The sequence below is a fragment of the Actinomycetota bacterium genome (assembly GCA_018334075.1).
Lineage (GTDB): Bacteria > Actinomycetota > Coriobacteriia > Anaerosomatales > UBA912 > JAGXSC01.
Genome location: JAGXSC010000068.1, coordinates 25958 through 50243 on the forward strand (window position 1 = coordinate 25958; position 24286 = coordinate 50243).

A 24286-nucleotide genomic window follows, 5' to 3' on the forward strand; every position below is an offset into this window, starting at 1 on the left:
CAGGACCGCAGTTAAAGGTCGTGTCTCAGGATACCAGTTGTAAGGCTGACTGCCAATGGTGTCTCGCCGGGATATATAATAGAGACATGATGAAAAAAAGCCGCGACTTCTTCAGATCCTTGGGCCGCCTGCCGATCTCCATAGCGATCGTTTGCCTGCTTTCAATTAGCACTCTAAGCCTCGCTTCGGCTCCGGCTGCACCTGACAGCGCTCCGAGCATAATCGTCATCTATGAAGACGACACCATGGCCGTCTCTGACTTTCACCAGCTAGCAAAGGACGGGCACGCGCCATCGGATATCGATGTTGTAAACGAGCGATTGATAGAAGTCCATCTACCAAAAGGCGCCGATCCCCGTAAGGCCGTGAAGAATGCGCTGGATAACCCCTCCGTCGTGGCCGCGGCGGAAAACCGGCTGATCGAAGCCCTTTCATCACCTCCGAACGATCCGAGATACCCGCCGCCTATCAAAGGCCAGCACCTCTATCTGGGCCCGAGCACTATCGCGACAAATTCGATAGGGCTTGAGTCGGTGTGGCAGATTACCCGCGATGAGACGAGTGGCTTTGCCATGAACAGACACCGCCGAGGGGTGACGATGGCGATCATAGATACCGGCGTGTCGATTCCTTTGATGGAGGATACCGGGCGCTTTGTTCCGGTGCTGAATAACGTGGCGCCTACCCCAAGTGCGAACACTTCGGATGACTCTAATAACTTCCACGGAACGGCTGTCGCCAGCGTCATCGCGGCCAACACCAACAATAATTTTGCCATCGCTGGAGCGCTCTACGATCTCGATAGCAGCATACTTGTGTACAAGGCGCTTGACAGCCGTAACGAAGGCTACAGGGCTGACATCATAGCTGCGATGATGGACGCCGCCAACAGGAGCGCCAGGGTGATCAACGCCTCATTCGGAGACCCTGCGACCACCATGGTCGACCGCCGATCGGTGCCTGACACGGCGACTCGCGACGTATGGCAGGCAGCTGTGGACTACTGCATCGCTAAAGGCTCCTTGGTTGTCGCCGCTGCGGGTAACAACAATGGGCCCGTTTTATACCCCGCCGCGTGCGAGGGAGCCCTAGCCGTCGGCTCGATAGATTTTGAGTCCGGTCAGCGCTCAGAATTCTCGAATTCTGGCCCGGAACTGGACGTGGTCGCCGCTGGTCGGAGAATCTGGACGGTCAGGCCCAGTGGAGACACTACCCAGGTAGCTGGAACCTCTTTTGCGACTCCTTTGGTCGCGGGCTCGATAGCCTACCTCTGGTCGTTGGTGCCCGATCTTACCCCTGAGGAGATGCTTTCATTCGCTCAAACCACCGCTGTCGGCACTTACGGTTCTGAGCCTGAATTCGACAACGAAACAGGGTTCGGCAGGTTCGATTCGTACAGACTCTTCGAGCACATGCAACAGGCGATAGCTATTCAAAATCCAGTCACTCTCTCCGTCGGACCCCACGCGCAAAACAGCCGTGAGGTGCGTTTGACCTGGAGTGCAGCAGAAGGCCAAGGAGTGTTCTACCTTTATGGGTACGAAGGAGGTAGCGCCTACCGAACCACCAGCACAAGCGGAAGGCTCGTGCTGCCTGCTAGCGGGCCCAATACGGTGTGGGTACGATCGTTCGCTTCCGACAGATGGAGCGCTCAGCAGCCTACCACCGTGAGCGTAAACGTTGCGGCAGGGTCGCATACGATCAATTCCTTGCGGCTGGAAGGAGCCAACCGCTTCCGGACAGCGCTCGCGATCAGCCAAGCATCCTTTCCCGCAACATCTTCTTCGGTCGTAATCGCTTCAGGCGAAAACTGGCCCGATGGACTAGCGGGTGGAACGCTTGCCTCTGTGTCCAGCGGACCTCTACTGCTGACCCGCGCAAACCGCCTGTCACTAGAGGTACGTGACGAGATACTTCGCTTGCGGCCACAGCGCATCTATATCCTCGGCGGGTCGGGAGCGATCTCCCCGGCAGTTGAGAGCGCGATAAGAAGCCTTCCGATTACCGGCACTGTCGAGCGCCTTCAAGGCCACGACAGGTACGCAACCGCCGCAAGAATCGCCAACCGCGTCAGAGACTACACGCACCCCGCAGCCAACAGCCAGGCCAACCGGGTAGTCGTTGCTTCTGGGGAAAACTTTCCAGACGCGCTTGCCGGGTCAGCGTTGGCCGCCTCGGCGCGTATCCCCATCTTGCTGACGCGACGCTCTGCTCTTACGACCTCGACAGAAGGAGCCCTCAGGGTCATCAGGCCTTATGAGACTTTAGTACTCGGCGGCGAGGGCGTGATCTCAAAAGCGGTGCATGACCACCTGCGAGCCAGCCTGTGGAGACCTTATCGCATCTGGGGCGCCAACCGCTATGAGACTTCGCGCAAGATCGCCGAGTATGGCCGTAGTGGATCCAAACCCCTATTCGACGCCGGCCGCCTGGGCTTCGCCACGGGTACGGCATTTCCTGACGCACTTGCGGCCGGACAGCTATTCGGAGGCAGGCGCACTCCGATCATCCTGACCGATCAGGCTACAGCCGTGCGGACAGACCTGACAGCGTGGCTGCGCTCTCCTGGCCATACTATCGGTAATGTCACATTTCTGGGCGGGTCGGGGGCAATTGGATATGACCTTGAGTTCGAGATAAGAAACGCGCTTTTGCGCTAAATTTATTCCTCGTCGCACTCAAGCATATGCTTTCCGAGCGGGAGCCGGATATCAAATACCGAACCATGCTCGACTCTCCGGCGCACCTCAATCTCTCCTCCGTGAGCCTCGACAAAGCGCTTGGCTAAAAACAACCCAAGGCCTATGCCACCGTGGTCTCTCGTGGAAGACATGTCAGCCTGAATGAAGGGTTCGAATATCTCCTCTAGCCGATCCTCATCGATACCGGCACCTTCATCGGCGACGGAAATCGACATATGCGAACCGGCTCGCTCCACGGTAACCGATACCGTGCTGCCTTCAGGCGAATATTTTAAGGCGTTGTCAAGAATGTTGCCGAGCGCTCTGCCGATAAACTCCGGATCCACATCAAGCTCGCAAGCTTCGGCGGATAGCGCTACGTCTACACGCCTGCCCGATTCCGCGGCCGCGCCCGTTGACATCTGGTCAACTAGCTTGCAAATATCAACGGTCCGTGACTTGAGATCATCGAGTCCGGCCATCAACTGTGTCACTGAAAGCAGTTTCTCGATCATATGATGCATTGTGGCGGCGTTTTGTCTAATGGCCGCAACCGCCGTGTCATACTGCTCGTGATCTACACCTATCTTTGACTCCAAAAGATCGGAGTAGCCAATAATCTTGGTAAGAGGAGTGCGCAACTCGTGAGAGACCATCGAGACGAAATCGCTTCTTAGCCGCTCAAATTTCAGGCTTTTACTTGCGTCACTTTTGACTATCACTACGCTGACAACCTTGCCGGCACCATCGAACACTGGAGAGATCGTCACGCTCTCAAGATACTCCCGCCCACTGCGATCTTTATTCAATAACTCTCCTTGCCAGCGCTTGCCTCCCACGACCGAGTTCCATACATCGCGATAGCCCAATTCCGCGTATCCCTGACCGGTCGAGAAGAGTTCTGTGCCGATGACCTCACTCGCGAAGTATCCAGTCATCTCCCTATGCACCGTGTTGGCCCAGATGATCTTGCCGTAAGCATCGGTAATCAGAATGGCATTGCCTGCCCAATCCAGTGCCGCGGATTGAAGTAGCACCTTTTCCCTAGTTTCGGCAACGCTCAGCGCCGCACCCACTCGGCATGCCACGGCTTCCATCGACTGGATCTTCATGTCGGCGGCGGTCTCATTGAAGTCAGAAAGCGCGATCAGACAACCTTTCACACGATTTTCAGCCTTGATGGGACAAAAAACCGCGCTCCTCACATTGGGGTCTTGCGCCAGAACCTGCCATTCGCTTCGCGCTTGCGAATCACAGAGGTCCACCACAAAGGCCACTGGGGGCATCCCATCATCAGCAAATCGTGTGCATGCGAAGTCCAGAAGCGGTTTAGTTGCCTTCGGGGAGAGGCGTCCGGTAGCTGCCGTGAGCTCCAAACCATCTTTTTCATCGAACAGCATTATAAGAACTGAGCCCATCTTGAATTCATGCGCAATTTGATCGCTTGCAGAGTGCAACATCTCCGCGAGAGAGCTGCTTTGAAGAATGGATACGTCAAGTATACTCATCACCCGTTCGGCCCCGCGGACGTAGAGTTGCTCCGTGACATCGATACCAAAACGGATGACACCTATCGGGCTGCCGTGTGCATCCTTGATCACCGACACCGACCACCTGAGTATCTTCATCACTCCAGAGTTCATGACCCAAGCCTCTGAATATGAGACCGGCAAGCCATCGGCCATAATGGCTTCGTCCATTATCTTGCGTGCCTTGACCTGATCCGGCGGAGAAAAAATTTCTGCCGCGCACTTTCCGAGCATCTCGTCGGCGGCATAACCAGATATTCGCTCCGCCCCGGGAGAGAAAAGTACGATCCGCCCGGCGGAATCTGTGGAGCAGATGAACACTTCTGCCGTATCGATGACAAGCTTGTTGAAATCAAGTGCTTTTTGCAGCTCTTCAGCCTTAGCCACACCTTTGCCTATCTCTTGGGTCAGGCTGTCAATCAGACGGCTCTTCACGACGATCTGATCACCTAGCTCCCTCGTTGTCTGATCGATGATCGCATTCGAGCGCTCAAGTTCGGCAAGTTTCTGCTCCAACTTGCAGACAACACGGTCACTGTAAGCTCGCAGAATGCGAGCTTCATCCCGCTGGATCGGCGCGCAAGCCTTACTAGTGCTGGAGATGTGCGCTACCTCCTCCACAGTCGCAAGCAACCTGTCAGCATCAACTGGCTTATTCAAAAAGCCATCCGCACCAAGCTCTATCGCGAACTTCTCGTCCTCATCATCGGTATAGGAAGCCGTCACGAACACTACCGGCACATTGACTAAAGTCGGGTCATTCTTCCACCGCCAAACAAGCTGGAAGCCATCCATTTTGGGCATTAAAATGTCGGTAACGAGCAAGTCGAAGCTGTGAGAGCGTGTCGCGTCCAGCGCCTCAATGCCGTTGCAAACGGAAACAACCTCGTGATTCGCCGACCTCAGTATCGCGGTCATCAGGTAACGTGATGGCCCGTCATCTTCAACTAGCAGAATATTCACTCGTCCTCCTGGACTCTCGGTTGGAGATAGAGCTCTACTTGCTCACAAAATGTTTCAGGATCAATCGGTTTGGTGATACACCCATCACACCCTACTTGAATTATCGACTCGCGGTCGCCCTTCATTGAGTAAGATGTCAACGCCACGATGGGGATAGCACGTCCGTAAAGCTCCCGGATCTTACGGGTAGCGGCCCAACCGTCCAGGCGAGGCATCAGCATATCCATGAGTATCAGGTCAGGGCGGCACTCGGCGAGCGCGACAGCCTGAACCCCATCGGTCGCGACAACGATCTCGTGACCCGCCCGCTCAAGCAGAAACTTGGTCAAATACAGGTTTTGCGGGTCGTCTTCGACCACTAAGATTTTCGTCGACATAATCGCCCCCCTGCATCAGGAAAAAATCGATTCTCTTATTGTACTTAGTCTTACCCAATTTACCGTTTTGACAGAAGCCCGGGCAGGATCCTCTCTCCCTTGGCTGTTCTGCCCATCGATTCCGGCCCAAGCTCAATGAGAAAATCGGCGAGGTCATTGGGTAAGCAGTCAGTAAAACTCAGCTGGGCGTCGGTGATGGGATGATCAAATATCAGCCGGTACGAATGCAAGAACTGTCTTTGAAGTCCACGACTGGCCCTCGCTCTTTTCAGGCCATAGACCGGATCTCCTACCACCGGGTGATCGGTGTAACTCATGTGAACACGAATCTGATGTGTTCTTCCTGTGTAAAGCTTGCACTCGACGAGGGTGTATCCATCGTCGAGTTTGCCAGCGGAAAATCTTTCCAGCACCGAGAAGGTCGTCACCGCCTGCTTCGCCAGAGCCGAACTCGAAACCGCCATACGGGTCCTGTCCTTTGGATCCCGCGCAATTGGAGCGTCAATAAGCCCGGTGTCGGGTGCGATGTAACCGTGTACAAGGGTAATGTAACGACGATCTACGGCGCGGATCTTGATGGCCTCCACTAATACCGCCTGGGCCTCATCGTTTTTGGCCACTACCATCAAACCGGTGGTGTCCTTGTCGAGCCTGTGCACGATACCTGGCCTGTCCCAGCCCTGCAAGGTCCCGAGCTCTTGAGAGTGGGCAAGAAGCGCGTTGACCAGGGTCCCTGTCCAGTTGCCGTATGCGGGATGCACCACAAGGCCAGCTTGCTTGGACAGCACAATGATGTCATCGTCCTCATGACGTATATCTAGAGGAATCATCTCGGGGAAAATCTCCAGCTCATCCCGTACCGGCAGAACCGCCGAGATCTTCTCTCCTGCGCGCGTCACGTGACACCTGGAGGCGACCTGGCCATTGACGGTTACAAGCCCCTCGTCAAGCAGGCGGGCGGCAGCTGAACGCGATGTAAACTCCCCGCAATTGCCGAGCAACCTGTCAATGCGTGATCCAGCCTCGGCGGATCGGACAATATGTTCGAACTTACGGTTCATTTGTAAACTTCAAATCACTTCGCTGTTGCCGCTGTTCAAAGCGGGATCCTCGTCATATTTTTCTCTGGGCTCAACAAACACCCAGATAATCAACATTACGACACCGATTACAATCGCCATATCGGCAATGTTGAACACGGGCCATCTGATCAGCGCAAAATCCAGGAAATCGGTTACCTTACCAAAGAGCAGCCTGTCGATAAAGTTGCCAGACGCGCCACTCATAAACATTGCAATCGCAATAACAACCCACCAGGTGTTGGGCTTGAAGACCATCCAATAAACAACGGCCAGCACTACAACAACAGCAAAGGTGATCAGAAACAGTGTCCTGCCTCCGGCGAAAAGCCCAAATGCCGCGCCGGGATTCAAGATATGCGTCAGATAAAACACCCCGTCCAGCAGAGGGACGGACTGCGCGGGAGCGAGGTATGCTCGGGCAAACGCCTTGGTCACCTGGTCTAACGCCAGCAGCACGCCACCGACCGCTAGCATAGCCGGCAGCGGCCTGGCGCAAACTACCGAGATTCTTCTTCTGATTTGCACTGTATGCACAAGGTCACGGTCGGCATGGCTTCAAGACGCTCAATCGATATAGCTTGTCGGCAATGTTCGCACGTATCGTAGGTACCATCCTCGAGTCTTTTGAGGGCCGCCTTTACATTTGCGAGAGAGAAACGTAGGTTCTCATCTAGCGTCAGATCCATCTCTCGCGCGAAAGTTGCACTTCCCTGATCGGCCATATGATCTCGGTAGTTGTTTTCGCCGCTCTCCTCAGAGAGTAATTCATAGCCCTCGAGGCGGATGCGCTCAACCTCGGCCTCCAGCCGATCATGCTCTTCTACAAGTCGAGCTCGAAACACACTGAGTGCCTGCGAATCCATAGAAGCTGTATCCAATCCCTAAAACAGATCAGCCGTGGGTAGAAAATCTATATAGACAAGAATTATATCATCTGCCTTGGAAAATCGATGGAATCCGGGCGCCGCTACCCGCTAGGTTTCGCCCTGCTTGTCGCGAATGACAGCTGCGCATCTGGCGCACAAATCCGGATGCAGGGTATCTGTTCCCAGCTCTCTGACATTCCAGCATCGCGGACACTTTTCTCCATCGGCCAGGTCGATCGCTACATTTAGCTTTGGCTCAAGCTCAAGTCGCACCGAGCTGACGATAAACATGTCGGCCAATGAAGTCTTGCTGCGGGCGCTGAGTATGCCGAGGAGCTCTGATGGCGCGCCAATGGTGACGGCCGCTTCCTGGCTCTTGCCGATGACCTTTGCTTCCCGAGCCTCTTCAAGCGCCTTCGTGACCGCTTCCCTTACGCCGAGAACCTCCGAGTATATGGAGCGCAGGCTGGAAGCTTCCTCGGCTTTGCTCGCTGGAACTCGGCTTTCCGGCCAGCCAGCTAGCTGGACACTTGCCGCATCGCCTCTAATCTTCGCAGGAATGTGCTGCCAGACCTCCTCAGCGGTAAAGGTGATGACGGGTGCGAGCAGGCGCACGGTGTCCAGAAGTATGGCGGCGAGCACCGTTTGAGCGCTGCGCCGCGAGAGGGAATCGGGCGCATCGGAGTATAGTCGATCCTTGATCACGTCGAGGTAAAACGAGCTCAGGTCGGTAACGCAGTAGTTGAACACCGTGTGATAGACCTGGTGGAACTTCCAGTCATCGTAGGATTTGCCGACTCTTTCAACTATCTCAGTCAATCGGGTCAAAGCGTATCGATCGATCTCGGGCATGTCAGCCCATGCCACCGAGTTTTCAGGCGTGAAGTCATTGAGGTTCGAAAGGAGGAAGCGGAAGGTGTTCCTGATTCGCCGGTATGCGTCACTTGTTCTGGCGAGGATATCATTTGAGATCGAGACATCCTGACTGTAGTCCGCCGCTGCGACCCACAGCCTGATGATGTCGGCGCCGGATACTTTGATCACGTCGAGCGGCGATATAACGTTGCCAAGTGATTTGCTCATCTTTCTGCCCTCGCCGTCCACGATAAAACCGTGGGTCAGGACAGCCTTATACGGGGGCGCGTCGTATGCGCCGACTCCAGTGAGAAGAGCCGACTGGAACCATCCGCGATGCTGATCGGTGCCTTCCAGGTACAGCTCGGCAGGGCGGCACAGCTCAGGGCGAGTATCCAAAACGCTCGTATGTGAAACGCCGGATTCGAACCAGACGTCCAAGATATCGTCTTCGGGGAGCAGCTCGGCCGAACCACATCGCTCACACTCGGTTAAAGGTGATTGCGGCAGGTACTCGCTCGGCTGCTTGCGAAACCACGCATCGGCGCCTTCGGACTCGAAAAGCGCCTCTACGGCGTCGAAGGTGGCATCGTTGGCAACCGTGTGGCTGCACATGGCGCACTTGAACACCGGGATCGGAACTCCCCATGCTCGCTGGCGCGAAATACACCAATCGGGACGGTCAGTGACCATAGATCTGATCCGATTTACCGACCAACCGGGAATCCACTGCACATCCTCTATCGCGACGAGCGCGGCCTCACGAAGCGGCTTTGCCTCGGCGCCTTTTGCGCCCATTGAGACAAACCACTGCTCCGTGGCTCGGAAGATGACTGGCTGCTTACAGCGCCAGCAATGCGGGTAGCTGTGCGAGGTCTTCCCCTTGTGCTCCAGCGAGCCGATCTCATCTAGCCACTCAATGATCGCGGGATTTGCTCGCAGAATATGCATACCCTCGAATCTGCCGCCGCCCTGGTCAAAGACGCCTAAGTCATTAACGGGCATCGGGGTTGGCAGCCCGTACCTCTGCCCCACAAGCCAGTCTTCCTCGCCGTGTCCCGGCGCGGTGTGCACTGCTCCGGTCCCAACCGACAGGTCAACATGCTCGCCTGTGATAACGATACCTTCGACTCCATCGTGTATGGGGTGCCTGTACTTTGCTCCCGCCAAATCCTCGCCTTTGACCCGTATCGGCTGACCCGCCGGATCGCTTATGAGCTCCCACTGTGGCCACGCGATCGTCTCGGCAAGCCGCTCGACCAGCGGCTCCGCTACGATGATGACCCTCCCGCTCACTCGAAGCGCAACGTAACTTGCATCCGCCGATAAAGTCGCCGCCACATTGGCCGGCAGCGTCCACGGCGTTGTCGTCCAGATCAGTACCGAGGCTTCTGTCGCAAACTCGGCAAAAGCCTTCGGAACCTCCAAGAGCTCAAGGCGCACGTAAATCGAGTTGCTCTCCACCTCCGAGTACTCGATCTCCGCCTCGGCCAAGGCGGTTTTGCACCGTATGCACCAGTGGATGGGTTTGGAGCCCTTGTAGATCATCCCCCGCTCATACATCCGCCGAAATACCCTGACGTTACCCGCCTCATAAGCAGGCGCGAGCGTCAGATATGGGTCCTCGAAGTCACCTTGAACACCGAGCCTCTGAAACTCCTCGGATTGAACGGAAACGTAGTTCATCGCCCATTCGCGACATCTCTCTCTAAGCTCCGATTGTCCGATCTTGGCCATGCGTTCAGGGCCGAGTTCTTTTTCCACCTGATGCTCAATTGGCTGTCCGTGGCAGTCCCAACCAGGTATATAGGGAGCAAAATAGCCCCGCATCGACTTGTACTTGACGATGAGGTCCTTTAGGACCTTGTTGAATGCGGTGCCCATATGGATGTGACCATTTGCGTAAGGCGGCCCATCGTGCAATACGAATCGCTGCCCGTTCACATTCATGCTCAACCGCTTGCGATATACATCCTGCTCCTGCCAAAACTTCAACCACTGAGGTTCGCGCTCGGCCAGGTTAGCCCGCATCGGAAACTCCGTTTGCGGGAGATTCATCGTGTCTTTGTAATCCGGCTTATCGCCCACTATGCTCCTCAGTCTATCTTCTCTATCTCGGAATCTTCGTCGCGCTCGCCAAACATATCCAGGGATCCCAGTTGAAACTCTTTCGGATCCCCAAATACGGGCTCCTCGGCGATCAAATCAGAGTCGTCGATCTCACCCAACGCGATGCTTTGCACGAATCCTGAAGCAGGAGGCTCGATAGTCAAGTCTTCGACGGCAGGAGCTTCGCTGACCGGATGCTTCGCGCGCTCGGACCTAGATGGCGAGGGAGTCGCGGGGGCCTTCTCCTCGGCGTGCACAGGCAATGGCGGGGCGGGCTGCTCCACCTTTACGTCAGTAACCATGCCCTGACCAGTCTCTCCCACCAGAACCTGAACGTCATCGGCGAGCGGCAAGGGAGCGATTCCCTTCAGATGGGACTCCAACACCTGCTTGAAGGCAGCACGAAACTCCTCTTCGGCCTTTTTGATCCGGACGAGCTCCGCCGAAACCGTCTGCTTCTGGGTCAGGGCGTTGTGTATGATCTCCTTAGCCTTCATCTCGGCATCACGCAGCACTACCGCGGCTTCCCCTTTTGCCCTCGACGTTATGTCTTCCGCGGAACGCTGCGCCGCCACTAAGGTATTGTGCAGCGTCTCCTTTTGAGCCTCGAACTCCCTTATCTGATCGCGCGCCGTCTCAAGACGCTCGGAAAGATCGATGTTCTCCTTGAAGAGGCGCTCGAACTCATCGGCGACCTCGTCGAGAAATTTATCGACCTCTTCGACGCTGTACCCGCGCAAAGAGTTCCGAAATTCCTTATGATGGATATCGAGTGGCGTGAGCTTCATCTCTAACGACCTTTCCCTCTTTTTACAATCCCAGGACGCTTAACACTGCCAGCAGAAGCGGCCGCACGAGCCATGAAAGCACCAAGATGGCCACCAGCGGCGATATGTCGATCATTCCCAGATTAGGGATGATTCTTCTAAATATGCCGATATAGGGCTCTACTACTGTTCCTAAAATCCGCCGAATCTCCCAGACCGTTCCGGAAGCGGGCAGCCAGGACAGCAGCACATATACGATGATCAGCAGTGAGTAAAAATCTATAGCACGCATAAGAATCTGTGCGAGTGACATTACTTGTTCAGCTCCCTGGAACGATTGATCGCCGCGGTAACTGTGTCCGCAAAAGCCTTACGGACACCTGAAGATTCAAGCACCTCGATTGCGGCAGCCGTGACACCGCCGGGACTTGCAACAACATCGGCAAGCTCACCGGGGTGCATGCCAGTCTTGTCGAGAAGGTCAATTGTGCCTCGCAAAGTCTGGGTTGCCAATAGCTGGGCGACATCTCTTGAAAGCCCATGCCGGACACCCGCTCTTGCCAGTGCATCTATCACTATCGCGACATATGCCGGACCGCATCCGGAAATGGCCGTTGCCACATCCTGAAAACTTTCCGGCAGTACCACGCTCTTCCCGACACTTCCGAATAACTCGCTTACCAGTTCAACCTGAGAATCGATAGCGTGAGTCCCAGCGCTTATCACACTCATGCCCCCTCCGGCCAACACTGGAGCGTTAGGCATCACTCTGACCACGGGAGTTGCATCAGGAAGCAACGCTTCCAATCTCGCGCATGTGATGCCCGCCGCTATCGACAGAATGAGCGCGTCGCCGACCTTACCGGCTATCTCGGAAACAACCTGCTCGATGATTTGAGGTTTGACAGCCAGCAGGATAATGGTCGCCCCATCAACGGCTTGCTCGGCGCTCTCGACGCAGTTGAGGTCAAGCGTCTCTTTCAGCTTCCGCCTCCTGCTTTCAGAAGGCTCGGCCACGACAACATGCTCCCTGCCGACGACTCCGGCTGACAGCATTCCGGCAACGATGGCCTCCCCCATCCTTCCTCCGCCAATAACGGCGAGGCGAGCAGGCCTGCCAAACCAGTTGCCACTAACATCTGTCATGCGTCGATACCGCCAAACACGCCCTTGTCCCGCATCCTCTTGACGTCTCCCTCCGAGACATCCACGTTTTCTGGTGTAAGCATGAAGACCTTATCGGAAACCTTCTGCAACCCGCCGTTGAGGCCGTAGGTAAGGCCGCTCGCAAAATCTATGAACCGCCTGCCAAGCTCAGGGGCGGTCCCCGTCATGTTCATTATGACCGGTGTGCCCTTCTTGTAACGATCGGCGATTCCTTGCGCCTCGGTAAAGCTCCTAGGCTCGACGATGTGCATTTTGACCTGCGGAGAAACCCTTGGGGTCGCGGTATCTACCGAGGTGACGCCAGGGTGTCTGGCACCCCGGTCCCACTCCGTATCCCGATCGAACTCGCTCAGACGCTCTACTCGCCTTACGCCACCAGAACGCATACCGTATGGCGAGGTATAAGCTTCCGCAGGTGGCCTGGGCTCATCCTCGGTATCGTCTTCCTCGTCGTAATAGTCGTCGTATTCGTAATCCCCAAAACCCAAACGCGCCTTGATTCTGCTCCACAAACCCACAATGACTCCTCAAGACTCCGAACCGTCTACTTGCCGAAGATGGCCCGCCCAATACGGACAATAGTTGATCCTTCTTCCACAGCCTCGCAATAATCGTTGGTCATGCCCATGGAAAGCTCCTCTAACTCTACCCCATTTGAGGTCCTCGCGCATACAGAATCCCGCAGGTTACGCAGTTCCAGAAACACTTTTCGAGCTTCTTGCGGAGAGCCGAAGGGCGCCATCGTCATCAACCCTCTGACCCGGACATTCTCAAACTCGGCAGCGGCAGCTAGCATCTCACTGGCCTGTGAGGAGCTAAAACCATGTTTGGTCTGCTCGCCAGCGATGTTGAATTGCAGCAACAGCGCCTGGACAACGCCGGCCTGAAATGCCTTTTTATCTATCGTCTCCAGCAGGCGTAGCGAGTCGACAGAGTGAATCAAATGTGCACGGCCGACCACATCTTTGACCTTGTTGGTCTGTAGGGTTCCAACGAAATGCCATCTGGCATCGGGAAACAGGGCTTGCTTGCCGACGAACTCCTGCACACGGTTCTCGCCGAAGTCACACATTCCCGCAGCCATGGCAAGGCGAACCTCTTCAACGCCTACGTTTTTTGTGACTCCAACGATGGTAACTTCCGAGGGAAAGCGACCGACATGATCGGCGGCGTCAGCTACCTTGTTGCGAACTAACCAATATCGATCGGCAATGGCGCTCAATTATGAGTCGACTATTCCTCGGTAGGCGTAAAGGCGCCTTCGAACTCTCCGGTCACCAGATAGGCGATGCGCTCGCCTATGTCGACAGCGTTGTCCGCGATGCGCTCCAAGTAACGTGCCGCAAGTACCATCGATGACGCCCACTCGATGTCTTCATCCTCCTGCAGCCGCCCAAGCTCCCTGAAGAACTGCTTGTAGAGGTGATCGATCGGCTCGTCGAGATCCTCGAGTTTTCTCGCCAGCTCTATGTCGCTGGTTGCGAGAGCCTCGCTCATCGCTTCCAGCACCCTGTAAACCAGGTTTCCTTGCGCTTGGATCAAGTCGTAGAGGGTTTGAGGTCCCCTTCTGGCCGCAGTACGCTTTGTAGCCCGAGCGATATTCACGCCGAGATCCGCCATCCGCTCCAGATGCAAGGAGATGTAGGTGAGTGAGTACAGGAGCCTCAGGTCCCGGGCGACGGGAAACTGTGTAGCAATGATCTCTATTGCGTGCTCCTCGACTCCAAGGCATCTGCGGTCGAAAGCGGCATCGCCGGCTATTACCTGCTCGGCTATATCAACATCTCCATCAACCAGGGAACGGACCGCCAGCCGGGTCGTCTCCGTAACATCGTTGGATATCTGCACGACCTCTGCCTTGAGAGCCTTAAGTTCGTTTCTAAATTCCTCGCGCATCGATGCGCTCTCCTTTGTGCTCGATCGATATTCACTCGCAAGTATAACAATGTTCTCGAGATTGGGCTCAGGTTTATGCTACTCAATCATCACCAAAGCACCGTGTCGCCCAGTCACGCCAGAAGCGCGAAACGAATAGAACTTGTCGGTGCTCTCCAGAGTGCACTTACCGACCTTCGCAATGGCGCTCGTTGTAAGACCGGCGCGCAGAAGATCGATAGTTACCACCTCGCTCAAATCAACGTTGCGTCCCAAAACAGCAGTGCGGCCATACTCTCGAGCGAAAGAGTCGGCGACCTCCTTGCCGACCTCGTAACAACGCCCGCAGATGTGCGGGCCGATATACGCAAGAATCTCCGAGGGCGCGCAACCCGCCAGATCGGCTAACATACGCGCAGCCTTCCCCGGCAGGCCGAGAAGGGCTCCGCGCCATCCGGCATGCACGACTCCAACGGAGAGGACGGGTCCTTCGGCAACAAGGATAATTGGGACGCAATCAGCGAAGAGCATCAGCAAGGGAAGGTCTTTTTGCGATGTCAGCAAGGCGTCTGCGGCATCGAGGGATGCGTAACCCGCTGTCGCGCTGGTGCCACTGCGCAAATAGCTGGCGTCGAGCAGCGCCACTCCATCACTGTGAACCTGCTTCGCGCAGATAATACGTTGCGGATCATCTGCTTTGCCAAGAGCACGCAGCAACATACTTCGGTTCGATCTGACCAGCGAGGGGTCATCCCCCACATGTTCGGCAAGATTCAAGGAATCATACGGAGTCGGGCTTGTCCCGCCTTCGCGCTCCGTGAAAAGAATCCTTACGCCGGATCGCTCGAAGAGTGCCTCATCGGTATAACCTATGACCTTATCGGCGAATGTCTTCCTTGTGATCTTTAGAAGTGCAGGCATAGTGTGCCGTTCTCGCATGAAGGGCAATCAACCTCTAGAAATATCCCGGTAAGTACTGTAAAACAAATAGTAGAGACGCGGCAATTGACAACATGATCTTCTAAGAACGGGGGCTAGTGATGGATCTGTCTCGAGCGCTAAACGCTCCATTCAAAGACCGGGATTGGGTAGTCAAAGTCTTGCTGGGAGGCCTGTGGGGACTGCTGATAGTCACTATACCTGCGCAACTAGGGGCAATGATGGCCTACGTCCGCTCTGTTGCCAACGACGACGAGTCGCTTCCGGCCTGGAGTAACTTCGGGAGCAAGTGGGTCAGCGGATTCCTATTGCTCGTGGGCACGACCATCTACATGCTGCCCGCTATCGTTCTTTCCGGCGTAATTATGGCTGGCGCTGCTGCCGCCATCGCTTCCCAAGATCCGTATGCAGCGGCAGCTGTGGCTGGAACTGGCCTCTTGCTTGGCTTGCTGTCTTTGATTTGGATGATCGTAGCCTCGCTACCATTGTCCGCCGCAATGGTGAACTACTCAATCACCGGACAGTTCAGTTCGATGTTTGCGATCGGATACCTGATAAAGCTCATTCGTTCGAGGACAGGATTTTTCAAGGCGTGGGGGCTAAGCCTGCTCATAGGTGTGGTTGCAGGCATTACCGTAAGTGCTCTGTCAATGCTGTTGATCGGATACATTCTGGCGCCGTGGATATACTTTCTTTCGTATATCTTCAGCGCTCATTTATTTGGTCAGTGGGCCAAAGCAGCAATGAGCTTGGGGCAGGCAGACGGACAGGTAAACCCACCTGCGCCACCCCCTGCACCTTTCGTCGCACCGCAGGCGCCGCCACCGGAGCCTGCGCCACCCGCAACTCCTGCACCTCCTGAGGAGCCGAAACCGCCCTCACCGCCGCAGTAACCGGCGCATCAATCAAAAATAGCGGATCAGAACATGCGTTTTTTCAGAAACGCAGGTATGTCCAGCTCCTCTTCGGACGAGCCAATTGGCTCGAACTTCGGGATGGAAACTTCCGAGCCCTCTTCGCCTGCAAACTGCATAGACTCCTGGCGGCGGCGACCCTCAAAGCCAGTCGCAATCACTGTAACCCTGATCTGATCCATCATGGAGTCATCGATTACAGCGCCAAATATAATGTTGGCCTCTGGATGCGCGGCCTCGGCGACCGCTTGGGCAGCTTCGTTTACCTCGAACAGCCCAAGGTCGCTACCACCAGCAATTGACAGCAATACCCCTTGAGCTCCTTCGATACTGCTCTCCAGAAGCGGGCTGGAAATGGCTGCTTTGGCGGCATCGTGGGCACGATTGTCGCCCGCCGATATACCTATTCCCATTAGCGCACTTCCGGCATCCTGCATGATGGTGCGAACATCCGCAAAGTCCAGGTTGATCAGTCCAGGAACAGTGATGAGGTCAGTAATACCCTGTGTTCCCTGGCGAAGAATATCATCTGCTACCCGAAACGCATCCAGAATCGACGTCTTCTTTTCGGCGACCTGAAGCAATCGATCGTTGGGAATGACAATCAGTGTGTCTACAAATTCACGTAGCCGCTTGATGCCTTCTTCGGCCTGAAGAGCACGCTTGCGACCTTCGAACGCAAATGGGCGGGTTACAACCCCGACTGTTAGCGCGCCGATCTCTTCCTTTGCGATCTGGGCAATGACTGGAGCTGCTCCCGTTCCAGTTCCGCCGCCCTGACCGGCAGTAACAAATACCATATCAGCGCCCTGAAGCGCCTCCTTGATCTCGGCACGATTCTCTTCGGCAGCTTGAAAACCAACATCGGGATCAGCGCCTGCGCCAAGTCCTTTGGTTAAGTTGACGCCGACGTGAACCTTATAGTCCGCATCGGACATCAGCAAAGCCTGTGCATCGGTATTGATGGCAATGAACTCTACGCCCTTTACGCTCGCCTCGACCATCCGGTTCACGGCGTTTGTGCCTGCGCCACCCACACCAACCACTTTTATGACTGCTAGATAGTTAGCTCCCGTTTCAATCATTTTCACTCCCCGATCATCTCGGCGGTATACCATAAACCTAAAGTTGACGTTTACATTTGCTGTAAAACAGTATATCTTTGCATAAAGGTTATATTGAATGCAAGAGAAATTCAAGAGTTTCTGTAAATCCGCTGTTCAGGACGTTATGCTATTGTCCCTGCCGGCTGTGAGTGGGTCTAGAAAGTCTCAAGTGCGCGCCAAGTAGGTCTTTCTATAGAGCGCACATTGATGTAAACAACGCTACCCGCGTGCTCTGTCATTATCTCCCGCGCAATCTCCTCTTTCCTTGTAATATCCACCGAAGGGCCAACAAATATCTCAACCCCTTCCTCTGTGATTAGCGCGGTTTCCCCTACCGAAGGTGCAGAGATCGCACGAACCATCTCGCGCATCTGTGGACTGAGCCCATTCCACACTTCAAGAGCGTTTTCCAAAGGCTCGGACCTGGGCCTTACCCCTGGTGTTGTCTCGATATCACCTATATCCCGTATCACCACGGCAGTGACTGTCTCATCAGGAGTCTGTCGAGCCAGGATGTAACCACGAGCATCAAGAAGAAAGAACGAGGAATCGCCAACATCCAGCATGGCGACCGGAACCCTTTCCTCTACATCGATAATCACGGTGCCGGGAAACCTGCGCGAGACCGTGGCGGCGGAAACCCATGGATCGCGCTTAATTCGCTCTTCTATCTCTAGCGTTGAGAGCCTCAGCAGAGTCTCATCTTCGGGGATTGAGGCAGCCGCCCGGACGGACTCATCGCTCAACCGATCGTTTCCCTCAACCGTAACCGTTGTGATTCTGAAGAGGTCTGATTGATATATCGAAAACACTCCAAAGGCAATCAAGAGCAACGCCAGAGCCAGAAGCACAATCACTAGAATTGCCCTTCGCCTCCTAACGGCTAACCTGCGCTCTCGCGCAATGCGCTTTTGCTTGGAGATTTTGGATTTGCCCTTTTCGGAGGCAAGTCTCACTTCCGAGCGCGAAGCACGGCGAGGAGGCTCGGTTCTGGTCTTCTCCTTAGACCTTGGACGAGCTCCATCGGCAGCCTGCTTCGCGGATATTACTACTTTTCTGCGCTTCACGAGAACGACCCCATAAAACGTATCTCTGGCTCCAGCTCTATGCCAAACTTGTCAAAAACAGCTTCGCGAGCGTCGTGCATCAGCCGGAGCACATCGCTAGCCTTAGCACCTCCGAGATTGACGATAAAGTTTGCGTGCACATCCGAAATAGCAGCCTGACCTGCTCGGCGACCCTTGAGCCCGGCAGCCTCGATAAGCCGACCGGCAGAGTCTCCCTCGGGATTCCTAAAGACGCTGCCCCCGCAGGGCAGGCCGATGGGCTGGGTGCGCTTTCTGCGCGACAGGCTTGCATCCATTCTACGCCTGATTGCACTGACATCTCCGGTCTCGGCGCGGATCAAGCACTCTAAGGCTATACCTCTACTTGAGATATCACTGTAACGATAGCTCCATCCGACTTTATGTCCCTCGACCCTGACCAGCCCGTTTTCTGGAGTGTAGAGCGTTACCGACTGCACCAGGCTGCCTATCCACTCATCGCGCGATCCGGCATTCATCGCAAGCGCTCCACCGACTGTGCCAGGTATGCCTACTGCAAACTCAAGTCCTGACAGACCAGCTGCGTATGCATCGTGCACCACATGGCCGAGAAGCGCCCCGGCCCCAGCAATCAAGTGGCCATCACCGATCTGATGCTTACGGAAATCGCGCCCCAATACGAGCACCGCTCCACGGTAGCCGCTGTCGGCAACCAGCACGTTGCTGCCCTTGCCAAGAACCTTCCACTCTATGCCGCATTCATCGAGCACTCCTATGCTAAGCGACAGATCCGAAACGGTATCAGCGATCACGAACAGATCGGCCGGCCCGCCTGTCCTGTACGTTGTGTGTTTCGCCATGCTCTCATCTCGGCGGACTAGACCGCTGACATTCTCCAGTAACCGACTGTATGCGGCCTCTACCGACACTGGATCTCTCTCCGCTCATCAAGGACCCTTAGCACATCCGGCCCAATCGTTGTGACATCCCCTGCCCCCATCGTGATCAACATATCACCGGAGCGAAGTATCTGGCTCAAATACTCCGGGACGTCGGCGCGGTGCGGAAGGTACGCGACCCTTGCTCGGGGGAATGCGAACAAAACCGCTTCCAGTACGGTTTTACCCGAAACCCCAGGTATCGGCTGTTCGCCGGCACTGAATACATCCATTAGAACCAGGTGGTCCGCATCGGTAAATGCCTCCCCGAAGTCGTTGGCGAGAGCCTCGGTCCTGGTGTAGCGATGAGGCTGGAAAACGGCGCACACGCGCTCATATCCGCACTCTTTGGCAGCTCTCAGGGTCGCCTTTATCTCTGTGGGGTGATGCGCGTAGTCATCAAACACTGTCACCTCGTCTACGCTTCCGATACGATCGAATCGACGCTTGACGCCACCATAGGTAGCCAGGGCTTGCGCGGACGCCTCGGGATCAAATCCGAGTCGCGCGGCGACGGCCAAGGCGCCGGTAGCGTTTTGGACCATATGTCGACCGGGGACGGTGGTCTTGGCCCCAACGGACCTTCCGTCCGGAAAGGTTACGACGAAGCGATACCCCATCCCGTCGTTTTCCAGTGAATGGCAGCGGACATCGGCACCCTCGCTGAATCCGTATGTGACCTTAGCTGCGGGGAGATCGCTTGCCAGCTCCAGTAATCGCCGATCTTCAGCACAGAGCACCAAGACTCCGTCGCCAGGTACCCGTGCCATAAACTGCGTAAAGATTGCCTCCACGGCCTCAAGGGAACCGTAGTGATCCAAATGCTCGGCCTCGATGTTTGTGACCAACGCTATCGCAGGGTCAAGATAAAGAAGGGAGCCATCCGACTCGTCCGCTTCAACGACATAGTGGGTTCCCGAGCCGAGCTTGGCATTGATACGAAACCTTGAGACCTCACCGCCGACCACAAACGTCGGATCGGCGTCGATCCCTTCGAGCATCGTGGCGATCATCGCACTTGTCGAAGTCTTGCCGTGAGTTCCCGCTACCGCAACCGTAACGCGATCTCCAGCCAGAGATGCAAGCATTCTGGCTCTGGGCCAGATCGGCAGTCCCCTCCTTTTGGCTTCGACCAGCTCAGGATTGTGGTCGCCAATCGCCGAGGATACAACCACCAAATCGGCATCGCCGAGGGCGCTTGAGTCATGACCGATACTCACCCGAATGCCAGCCTCGGACATAGCCTTCGTATAGCGCGATTCTTTTAGATCGGAGCCGGTGACCCTCTTGCCCATCCCATGTAAAACGAGGGCAATACCGCTCATCCCTGCGCCACCTATACCGATAAAGTGCGCACTTTCGGGTAGTGTACTGTCACGCCTCACTGGCTCTCCTTGTCGTATTAGTTGTGCACCCTAAGGGTGCTTTCGTTTGCTGGCAGCCGCTATCACGGTATCGGCGAGAAGTCGTGTCGCCTGCGGGTTGGCAAACGACCGTGACGCGGCCGACATGTTAGCACGCTTAACTGGGTCGAAGAGGATTGATGTCACCGTTTCGACGAAATTTTCAGGATTGAGTTCCTTGTCCGGTATCAAGATCGCGCCGCCGGCATCGGCAACCGCTGACGCATTCAGCGTCTGGTGGTCTTCGGTGGCGTATGGATAGGGAACGAGGACCGCCGGACGACCGAGAGCGGTGATCTCGGCTATGGATGTAGCCCCGGCTCGAGAGACGACAAGATCGGCCGCCGCCAACGCCGAGCCCATATCATCGATGTAGTCGAGCGCTTTGTAGCGCTGTGAGTTCACTCCCCTTGCCCGCAGGGCGGATACGACCGAGTCATGCTCGGCCCCCTTGCCGGTAATGTGCACGATGTGCACGTCGGGATTGTGAAGGAGCTGCTCGGCAACCTCAACGGCGACTTCGTTGATACGGCGCGCGCCTCGAGAGCCGCCGAATATCAACAGCACCAAGGAGTCATCGGGAATGCCTAATGACTTTCTGCCCTGCGCTCGATCTGCCAACAGAACCGCAGGGCGAACGGGGTTGCCCGTAACAACCACCTTCGAGACGCCGACGAGCTTTTCCGAGGCGCCCGGATAGGTCAGAGCGAGCACCGCAGCGTAGCGGGCCAGTATCCGATTGGCAAGACCCGGCACCGAGTTTTGCTCGTGCAAAACGAGCGGGGTGCGCGTTAGTGCGGCTGCTAATCCGACCGGCACACAGACATATCCACCAAATGCGACGATGACGTCGGGCTTATCGGCAACAATACGCACTATGGCCCGGGTCGTGGAGAGCGCAGCGACCGCCAGAGCGCGGAGAAGAGAAAGTGGGTTTGCGCGATCATAACCCTGGGCTGCCAATGGGGCGAACGGAAGACCGGCCTCGCTTGCCAGACGACGTTCTGGTCCAGTTGGCGTTCCGAAGTATGTAATGTCGTTATGTCCGTCTTGCTGAAGCGCTTCGGCGACGGCCAGTGCCGGATATATGTGCCCCGCCGTCCCGCCGCCGCTCATCCATATGCGCACTACGATGCTCCTTCTTTCTGACAGGTGCCCTGACTGTTGCTCTCCCGGATGCTCCATGCGACGAGACCGACAAGATCACTCCAATACATATCAGCGTAAGCGTCATGGCCGTTCCGCCGTAACTGACGAGCGGCAACGGCTTTCCGGTCACCGGCATGAGACCGACCACCATGGCCATATTGATTATCGCCTGAATGACGATAGTGCCGGTCAGTCCGCCAGCTACCAGTCGGCCAAACATGTCTTTGGATCCGAATGCAATCCTGAACCCAGCATACGTGATCACTCCAAAAGCCAGAACCACCGATAGCGAGCCGATCAGGCCCAGCTCCTCGCCGATGATCGCAAATATGAAATCGGTATGAGCGGCAGGCAAGTACGAAAACTTCTGCTTTGACATCCCGACGCCCAGGCCATCTACCCCGCCGGAGCCAAAGGCGAGCATCGCCTGAATCGACTGGTACCCGGAGCCGAGCGGATCTGCCCAGGGATCACGAAACGCAAGCACCCGCTCCTCCCTGTAGGATGCCAGGAACATCAATGCGAAAGCGCCAACAGCGCCCAATGCCGTCATTCCCGCCAGCAAGGCAGCGCTAACTCGGCCCAGAACAAGTACCAGATAGATGGAGGCGGCAATGATCACAGTTGTGCCCATATCTGGCTGCAGCATCACAAGTGAAGCGACCGCCGAGAACACCAGAAGCAACCTGATAGCCAGCTGTTTGGCTTCGATGATCCCGGCTCGCCACTGAGAGAGCAGTAAGGCAGCAACTAAAAGGCTGGCCAGTTTCGCATACTCGGAGGGCTGGACTGTGATAAAGCCCAAATCCAGCCAGCGCGTCGCTCCCCATACTTCTGAGCCAGTCACAAGTACCAACACCAGCGCAACCAGGCAAACGCCGAGAAACGGCCATGCAAGCAAGGACAGCTTACGATAGTCCACGGCTTGCGAAAGCACCATCAGCAACAAGCCGACACCGAGAAAAAGAGCGTGCCGCTTGAGATGGTACATGCTGTCCTCAAACATTATGTAGCCAGACACCGAAGAGGCCGAGTACACCATTACAAGACCAAGCAACACCAGGTAAACGGTAGCCCCAAGGAGAAGATACCGCGCTTTGCTGCCGCCTGCGTATTTGGGCGCGGCGCTCATCTGACGCCTTCCTCCTCCGCAAAGCGTGCTACCTGGCCAGCAAAGTACCGACCGCGGTGCTCGAAGTCATCAAACTCATCGAAAGATGCGCATCCGGGCGACAGCAAAACGACATCCCCTGGCCGAGCCAGCTGCTTGGCCACCGCAAGTGCATCGCCAAGCCTGCCCGCACTCAAGCACTCCACGCCGCAGGCCTTCATCGCCGAGACGACCTCTGGGGCCGCCTCGCCAAAAGCCACCACTCTGGCCGCACAATCCCTGGCGGCAATGGCGACGCCGCTAAACTCGCTTCCCTTGTTTCTTCCGCCCATCAACAGCACTATGCCCCTGTCAGGAAATGCCGCTAGCGCCACAATCGCAGAAGCCGGGTTTGTGGCCTTGGAGTCATTGACGTACTCGACGCCATCGATCGTGTCGATCCTTTGCAACCGATGAGTCACAGGCGCAAAGCTTCTCAGTCCTCGGCGAATAGCCTCTACCTCGACGCCCCATGCGAAAGCTGCCGCGGCGGCGGCTAGGGCGTTGTTGATGTTGTGAGCTCCAGGTATGAGTAGCTCGGTTGCGAAAACCAGCTCAATCGGGCCGAGGGGGCCGTCCAGAACCAGGGTGCCATCTAGCATCCCGGCTCCGCCGGGTTCAAGCGCTCTTCGCGATACACGAAAGATCCGAACGCCTCGAAGCTCAAGGGCATCTGCGATGACGGGAAGCCTTGGGTCGTCAGTGTCTATGACCGCGACATCGCCGTGGCCCATGTTGCGAAATATCCGGGTCTTGTCGGCGATGTACCTCTCAAGCGAACCATGCCAGTCCAGGTGGTCCTCGGAGATGTTGAGCAGCACGGCTACCTTGGGTCGAAACTCCTGAGTCAACACAAGCTGAAAAGAGGACACCTCGGCGACTATGGCTGTCTCAGCCAGAGAAACATCTGCCACATCGATTGCGGGACGCCCGATGTTGCCGACGCACTCGACAGCCAGGCCACCCTCCCGCAGCAGATGGGCAAGGAGCGCTGTGACCGTTGTCTTGCCGTTCGTGCCGGTCACCGCCAACCACGGAGAGCTCGAGCGCTCAAAGGCGAACTCCAGCTCGCCGATCATCCGCTCGGACGACAGCGCGGCCGAGGCAAAGAGCGGCGCATGCGGAGGGATGCCGGGACTTACCACAACAAGATCCGCCGGCTCGACCAATTCGGTTGCGCCAAGAAACACGTCGACAGATCTTTCGCGCAGTGCGGTGGCGTAATCCTTGAGTTTCCCGGATTCGCCGGAGTCGTACGCCGTGATGCGAAGCTCACCGGGGTCCCTGCGTTGCCGCAGCAGGTATCCGATCACGCTCAGCCCCGATCTTCCTAAACCAAGCACAGCCACTTTTTCAGGTAAACCGCGCAT

22 protein-coding genes are annotated in these 24286 nt (G+C 56.1%); 2 read left to right on the forward strand and 20 right to left on the reverse strand.

Annotation, left to right across the window (positions count from 1 at the left end):
* Window positions 1-89: 89 nt before the first annotated feature.
* Window positions 90-2660, forward strand: coding sequence for a cell wall-binding repeat-containing protein (locus KGZ89_08330; GenBank protein ID MBS3974855.1), 2571 nt, complete (start codon window positions 90-92; stop codon window positions 2658-2660).
* A 2-nt stretch (window positions 2661-2662) separates the two neighbouring features.
* Here KGZ89_08330 and KGZ89_08335 read toward each other — a convergent pair whose 3' ends face one another.
* The 13 genes from KGZ89_08335 to KGZ89_08395 form a co-directional block, all read right to left on the reverse strand.
* On the reverse strand, window positions 2663-5173 hold the full coding sequence (locus KGZ89_08335; GenBank protein ID MBS3974856.1) for a PAS domain S-box protein: 2511 nt from the start codon (window positions 5171-5173) through the stop codon (window positions 2663-2665).
* Window positions 5170-5550 (reverse strand): response regulator, encoded by a 381-nt coding sequence (locus KGZ89_08340; GenBank protein ID MBS3974857.1) that lies wholly within the window; start codon window positions 5548-5550, stop codon window positions 5170-5172. Before KGZ89_08340 ends, KGZ89_08335 begins: the two co-directional genes overlap by 4 nt.
* A gap of 59 nt (window positions 5551-5609) precedes the next feature.
* A complete protein-coding gene (locus KGZ89_08345) occupies window positions 5610-6611 on the reverse strand; it encodes an RluA family pseudouridine synthase (protein MBS3974858.1) in 1002 nt (333 codons plus the stop codon).
* A 9-nt stretch (window positions 6612-6620) separates the two neighbouring features.
* Window positions 6621-7106 (reverse strand): signal peptidase II, encoded by a 486-nt coding sequence (gene lspA, locus KGZ89_08350; protein ID MBS3974859.1) that lies wholly within the window; start codon window positions 7104-7106, stop codon window positions 6621-6623.
* Between the two features lie 23 nt (window positions 7107-7129).
* Window positions 7130-7495: a TraR/DksA C4-type zinc finger protein gene (locus KGZ89_08355; protein MBS3974860.1), complete on the reverse strand. Its 366-nt coding sequence runs from the start codon at window positions 7493-7495 to the stop codon at window positions 7130-7132.
* Window positions 7496-7606: 111 nt separating this feature from the next.
* Window positions 7607-10441: an isoleucine--tRNA ligase gene (gene ileS / locus KGZ89_08360; GenBank protein MBS3974861.1), complete on the reverse strand. Its 2835-nt coding sequence runs from the start codon at window positions 10439-10441 to the stop codon at window positions 7607-7609.
* Between the two features lie 8 nt (window positions 10442-10449).
* Window positions 10450-11250, reverse strand: a complete 801-nt coding sequence (locus tag KGZ89_08365) for a DivIVA domain-containing protein (GenBank protein ID MBS3974862.1) — start codon at window positions 11248-11250, stop codon at window positions 10450-10452.
* Window positions 11251-11272: 22 nt separating this feature from the next.
* On the reverse strand, window positions 11273-11542 hold the full coding sequence (locus KGZ89_08370) for a YggT family protein (GenBank protein ID MBS3974863.1): 270 nt from the start codon (window positions 11540-11542) through the stop codon (window positions 11273-11275).
* Window positions 11542-12375, reverse strand: a complete 834-nt coding sequence (gene proC, locus KGZ89_08375; GenBank protein ID MBS3974864.1) for a pyrroline-5-carboxylate reductase — start codon at window positions 12373-12375, stop codon at window positions 11542-11544. The genes KGZ89_08370 and proC overlap by 1 nt, the downstream gene beginning before the upstream one ends.
* A complete protein-coding gene (locus KGZ89_08380) occupies window positions 12372-12914 on the reverse strand; it encodes a cell division protein SepF (GenBank protein MBS3974865.1) in 543 nt (180 codons plus the stop codon). Before KGZ89_08380 ends, proC begins: the two co-directional genes overlap by 4 nt.
* Window positions 12915-12940: 26 nt before the next feature.
* Complete coding sequence (locus KGZ89_08385) at window positions 12941-13618, reverse strand: YggS family pyridoxal phosphate-dependent enzyme (GenBank protein MBS3974866.1); 678 nt, start codon at window positions 13616-13618, stop codon at window positions 12941-12943.
* Window positions 13619-13629: 11 nt separating this feature from the next.
* Window positions 13630-14292, reverse strand: a complete 663-nt coding sequence (gene phoU / locus KGZ89_08390) for a phosphate signaling complex protein PhoU (GenBank protein ID MBS3974867.1) — start codon at window positions 14290-14292, stop codon at window positions 13630-13632.
* A 78-nt stretch (window positions 14293-14370) separates the two neighbouring features.
* Window positions 14371-15210 (reverse strand): laccase domain-containing protein, encoded by an 840-nt coding sequence (locus tag KGZ89_08395; GenBank protein ID MBS3974868.1) that lies wholly within the window; start codon window positions 15208-15210, stop codon window positions 14371-14373.
* Window positions 15211-15311: 101 nt separating this feature from the next.
* Between KGZ89_08395 and KGZ89_08400 the strand changes: the two genes are divergently transcribed.
* A complete protein-coding gene (locus tag KGZ89_08400; protein ID MBS3974869.1) occupies window positions 15312-16103 on the forward strand; it encodes a DUF4013 domain-containing protein in 792 nt (263 codons plus the stop codon).
* Window positions 16104-16129: 26 nt separating this feature from the next.
* On the opposite strand, the gene ftsZ is transcribed toward KGZ89_08400, so the two are convergent.
* From ftsZ to murD, 7 genes are all read right to left on the reverse strand, one after another.
* Window positions 16130-17209: a cell division protein FtsZ gene (gene ftsZ / locus KGZ89_08405; GenBank protein MBS3974870.1), complete on the reverse strand. Its 1080-nt coding sequence runs from the start codon at window positions 17207-17209 to the stop codon at window positions 16130-16132.
* Between the two features lie 176 nt (window positions 17210-17385).
* Window positions 17386-18297, reverse strand: coding sequence for an FtsQ-type POTRA domain-containing protein (locus tag KGZ89_08410; protein ID MBS3974871.1), 912 nt, complete (start codon window positions 18295-18297; stop codon window positions 17386-17388).
* Window positions 18294-19136 (reverse strand): UDP-N-acetylmuramate dehydrogenase, encoded by an 843-nt coding sequence (gene murB / locus KGZ89_08415; GenBank protein MBS3974872.1) that lies wholly within the window; start codon window positions 19134-19136, stop codon window positions 18294-18296. The genes KGZ89_08410 and murB overlap by 4 nt, the downstream gene beginning before the upstream one ends.
* Window positions 19137-19195: 59 nt before the next feature.
* The gene (locus KGZ89_08420; GenBank protein ID MBS3974873.1) at window positions 19196-20539 is read right to left on the reverse strand and encodes a UDP-N-acetylmuramate--L-alanine ligase; all 1344 of its coding nucleotides are present in this window, start codon (window positions 20537-20539) and stop codon (window positions 19196-19198) included.
* A gap of 90 nt (window positions 20540-20629) precedes the next feature.
* A complete protein-coding gene (murG, locus tag KGZ89_08425; GenBank protein MBS3974874.1) occupies window positions 20630-21745 on the reverse strand; it encodes an undecaprenyldiphospho-muramoylpentapeptide beta-N-acetylglucosaminyltransferase in 1116 nt (371 codons plus the stop codon).
* Window positions 21657-22898 (reverse strand): putative lipid II flippase FtsW, encoded by a 1242-nt coding sequence (ftsW, locus tag KGZ89_08430; protein ID MBS3974875.1) that lies wholly within the window; start codon window positions 22896-22898, stop codon window positions 21657-21659. Before ftsW ends, murG begins: the two co-directional genes overlap by 89 nt.
* On the reverse strand, window positions 22895-24286 hold the full coding sequence (murD, locus tag KGZ89_08435; protein MBS3974876.1) for a UDP-N-acetylmuramoyl-L-alanine--D-glutamate ligase: 1392 nt from the start codon (window positions 24284-24286) through the stop codon (window positions 22895-22897). The genes ftsW and murD overlap by 4 nt, the downstream gene beginning before the upstream one ends.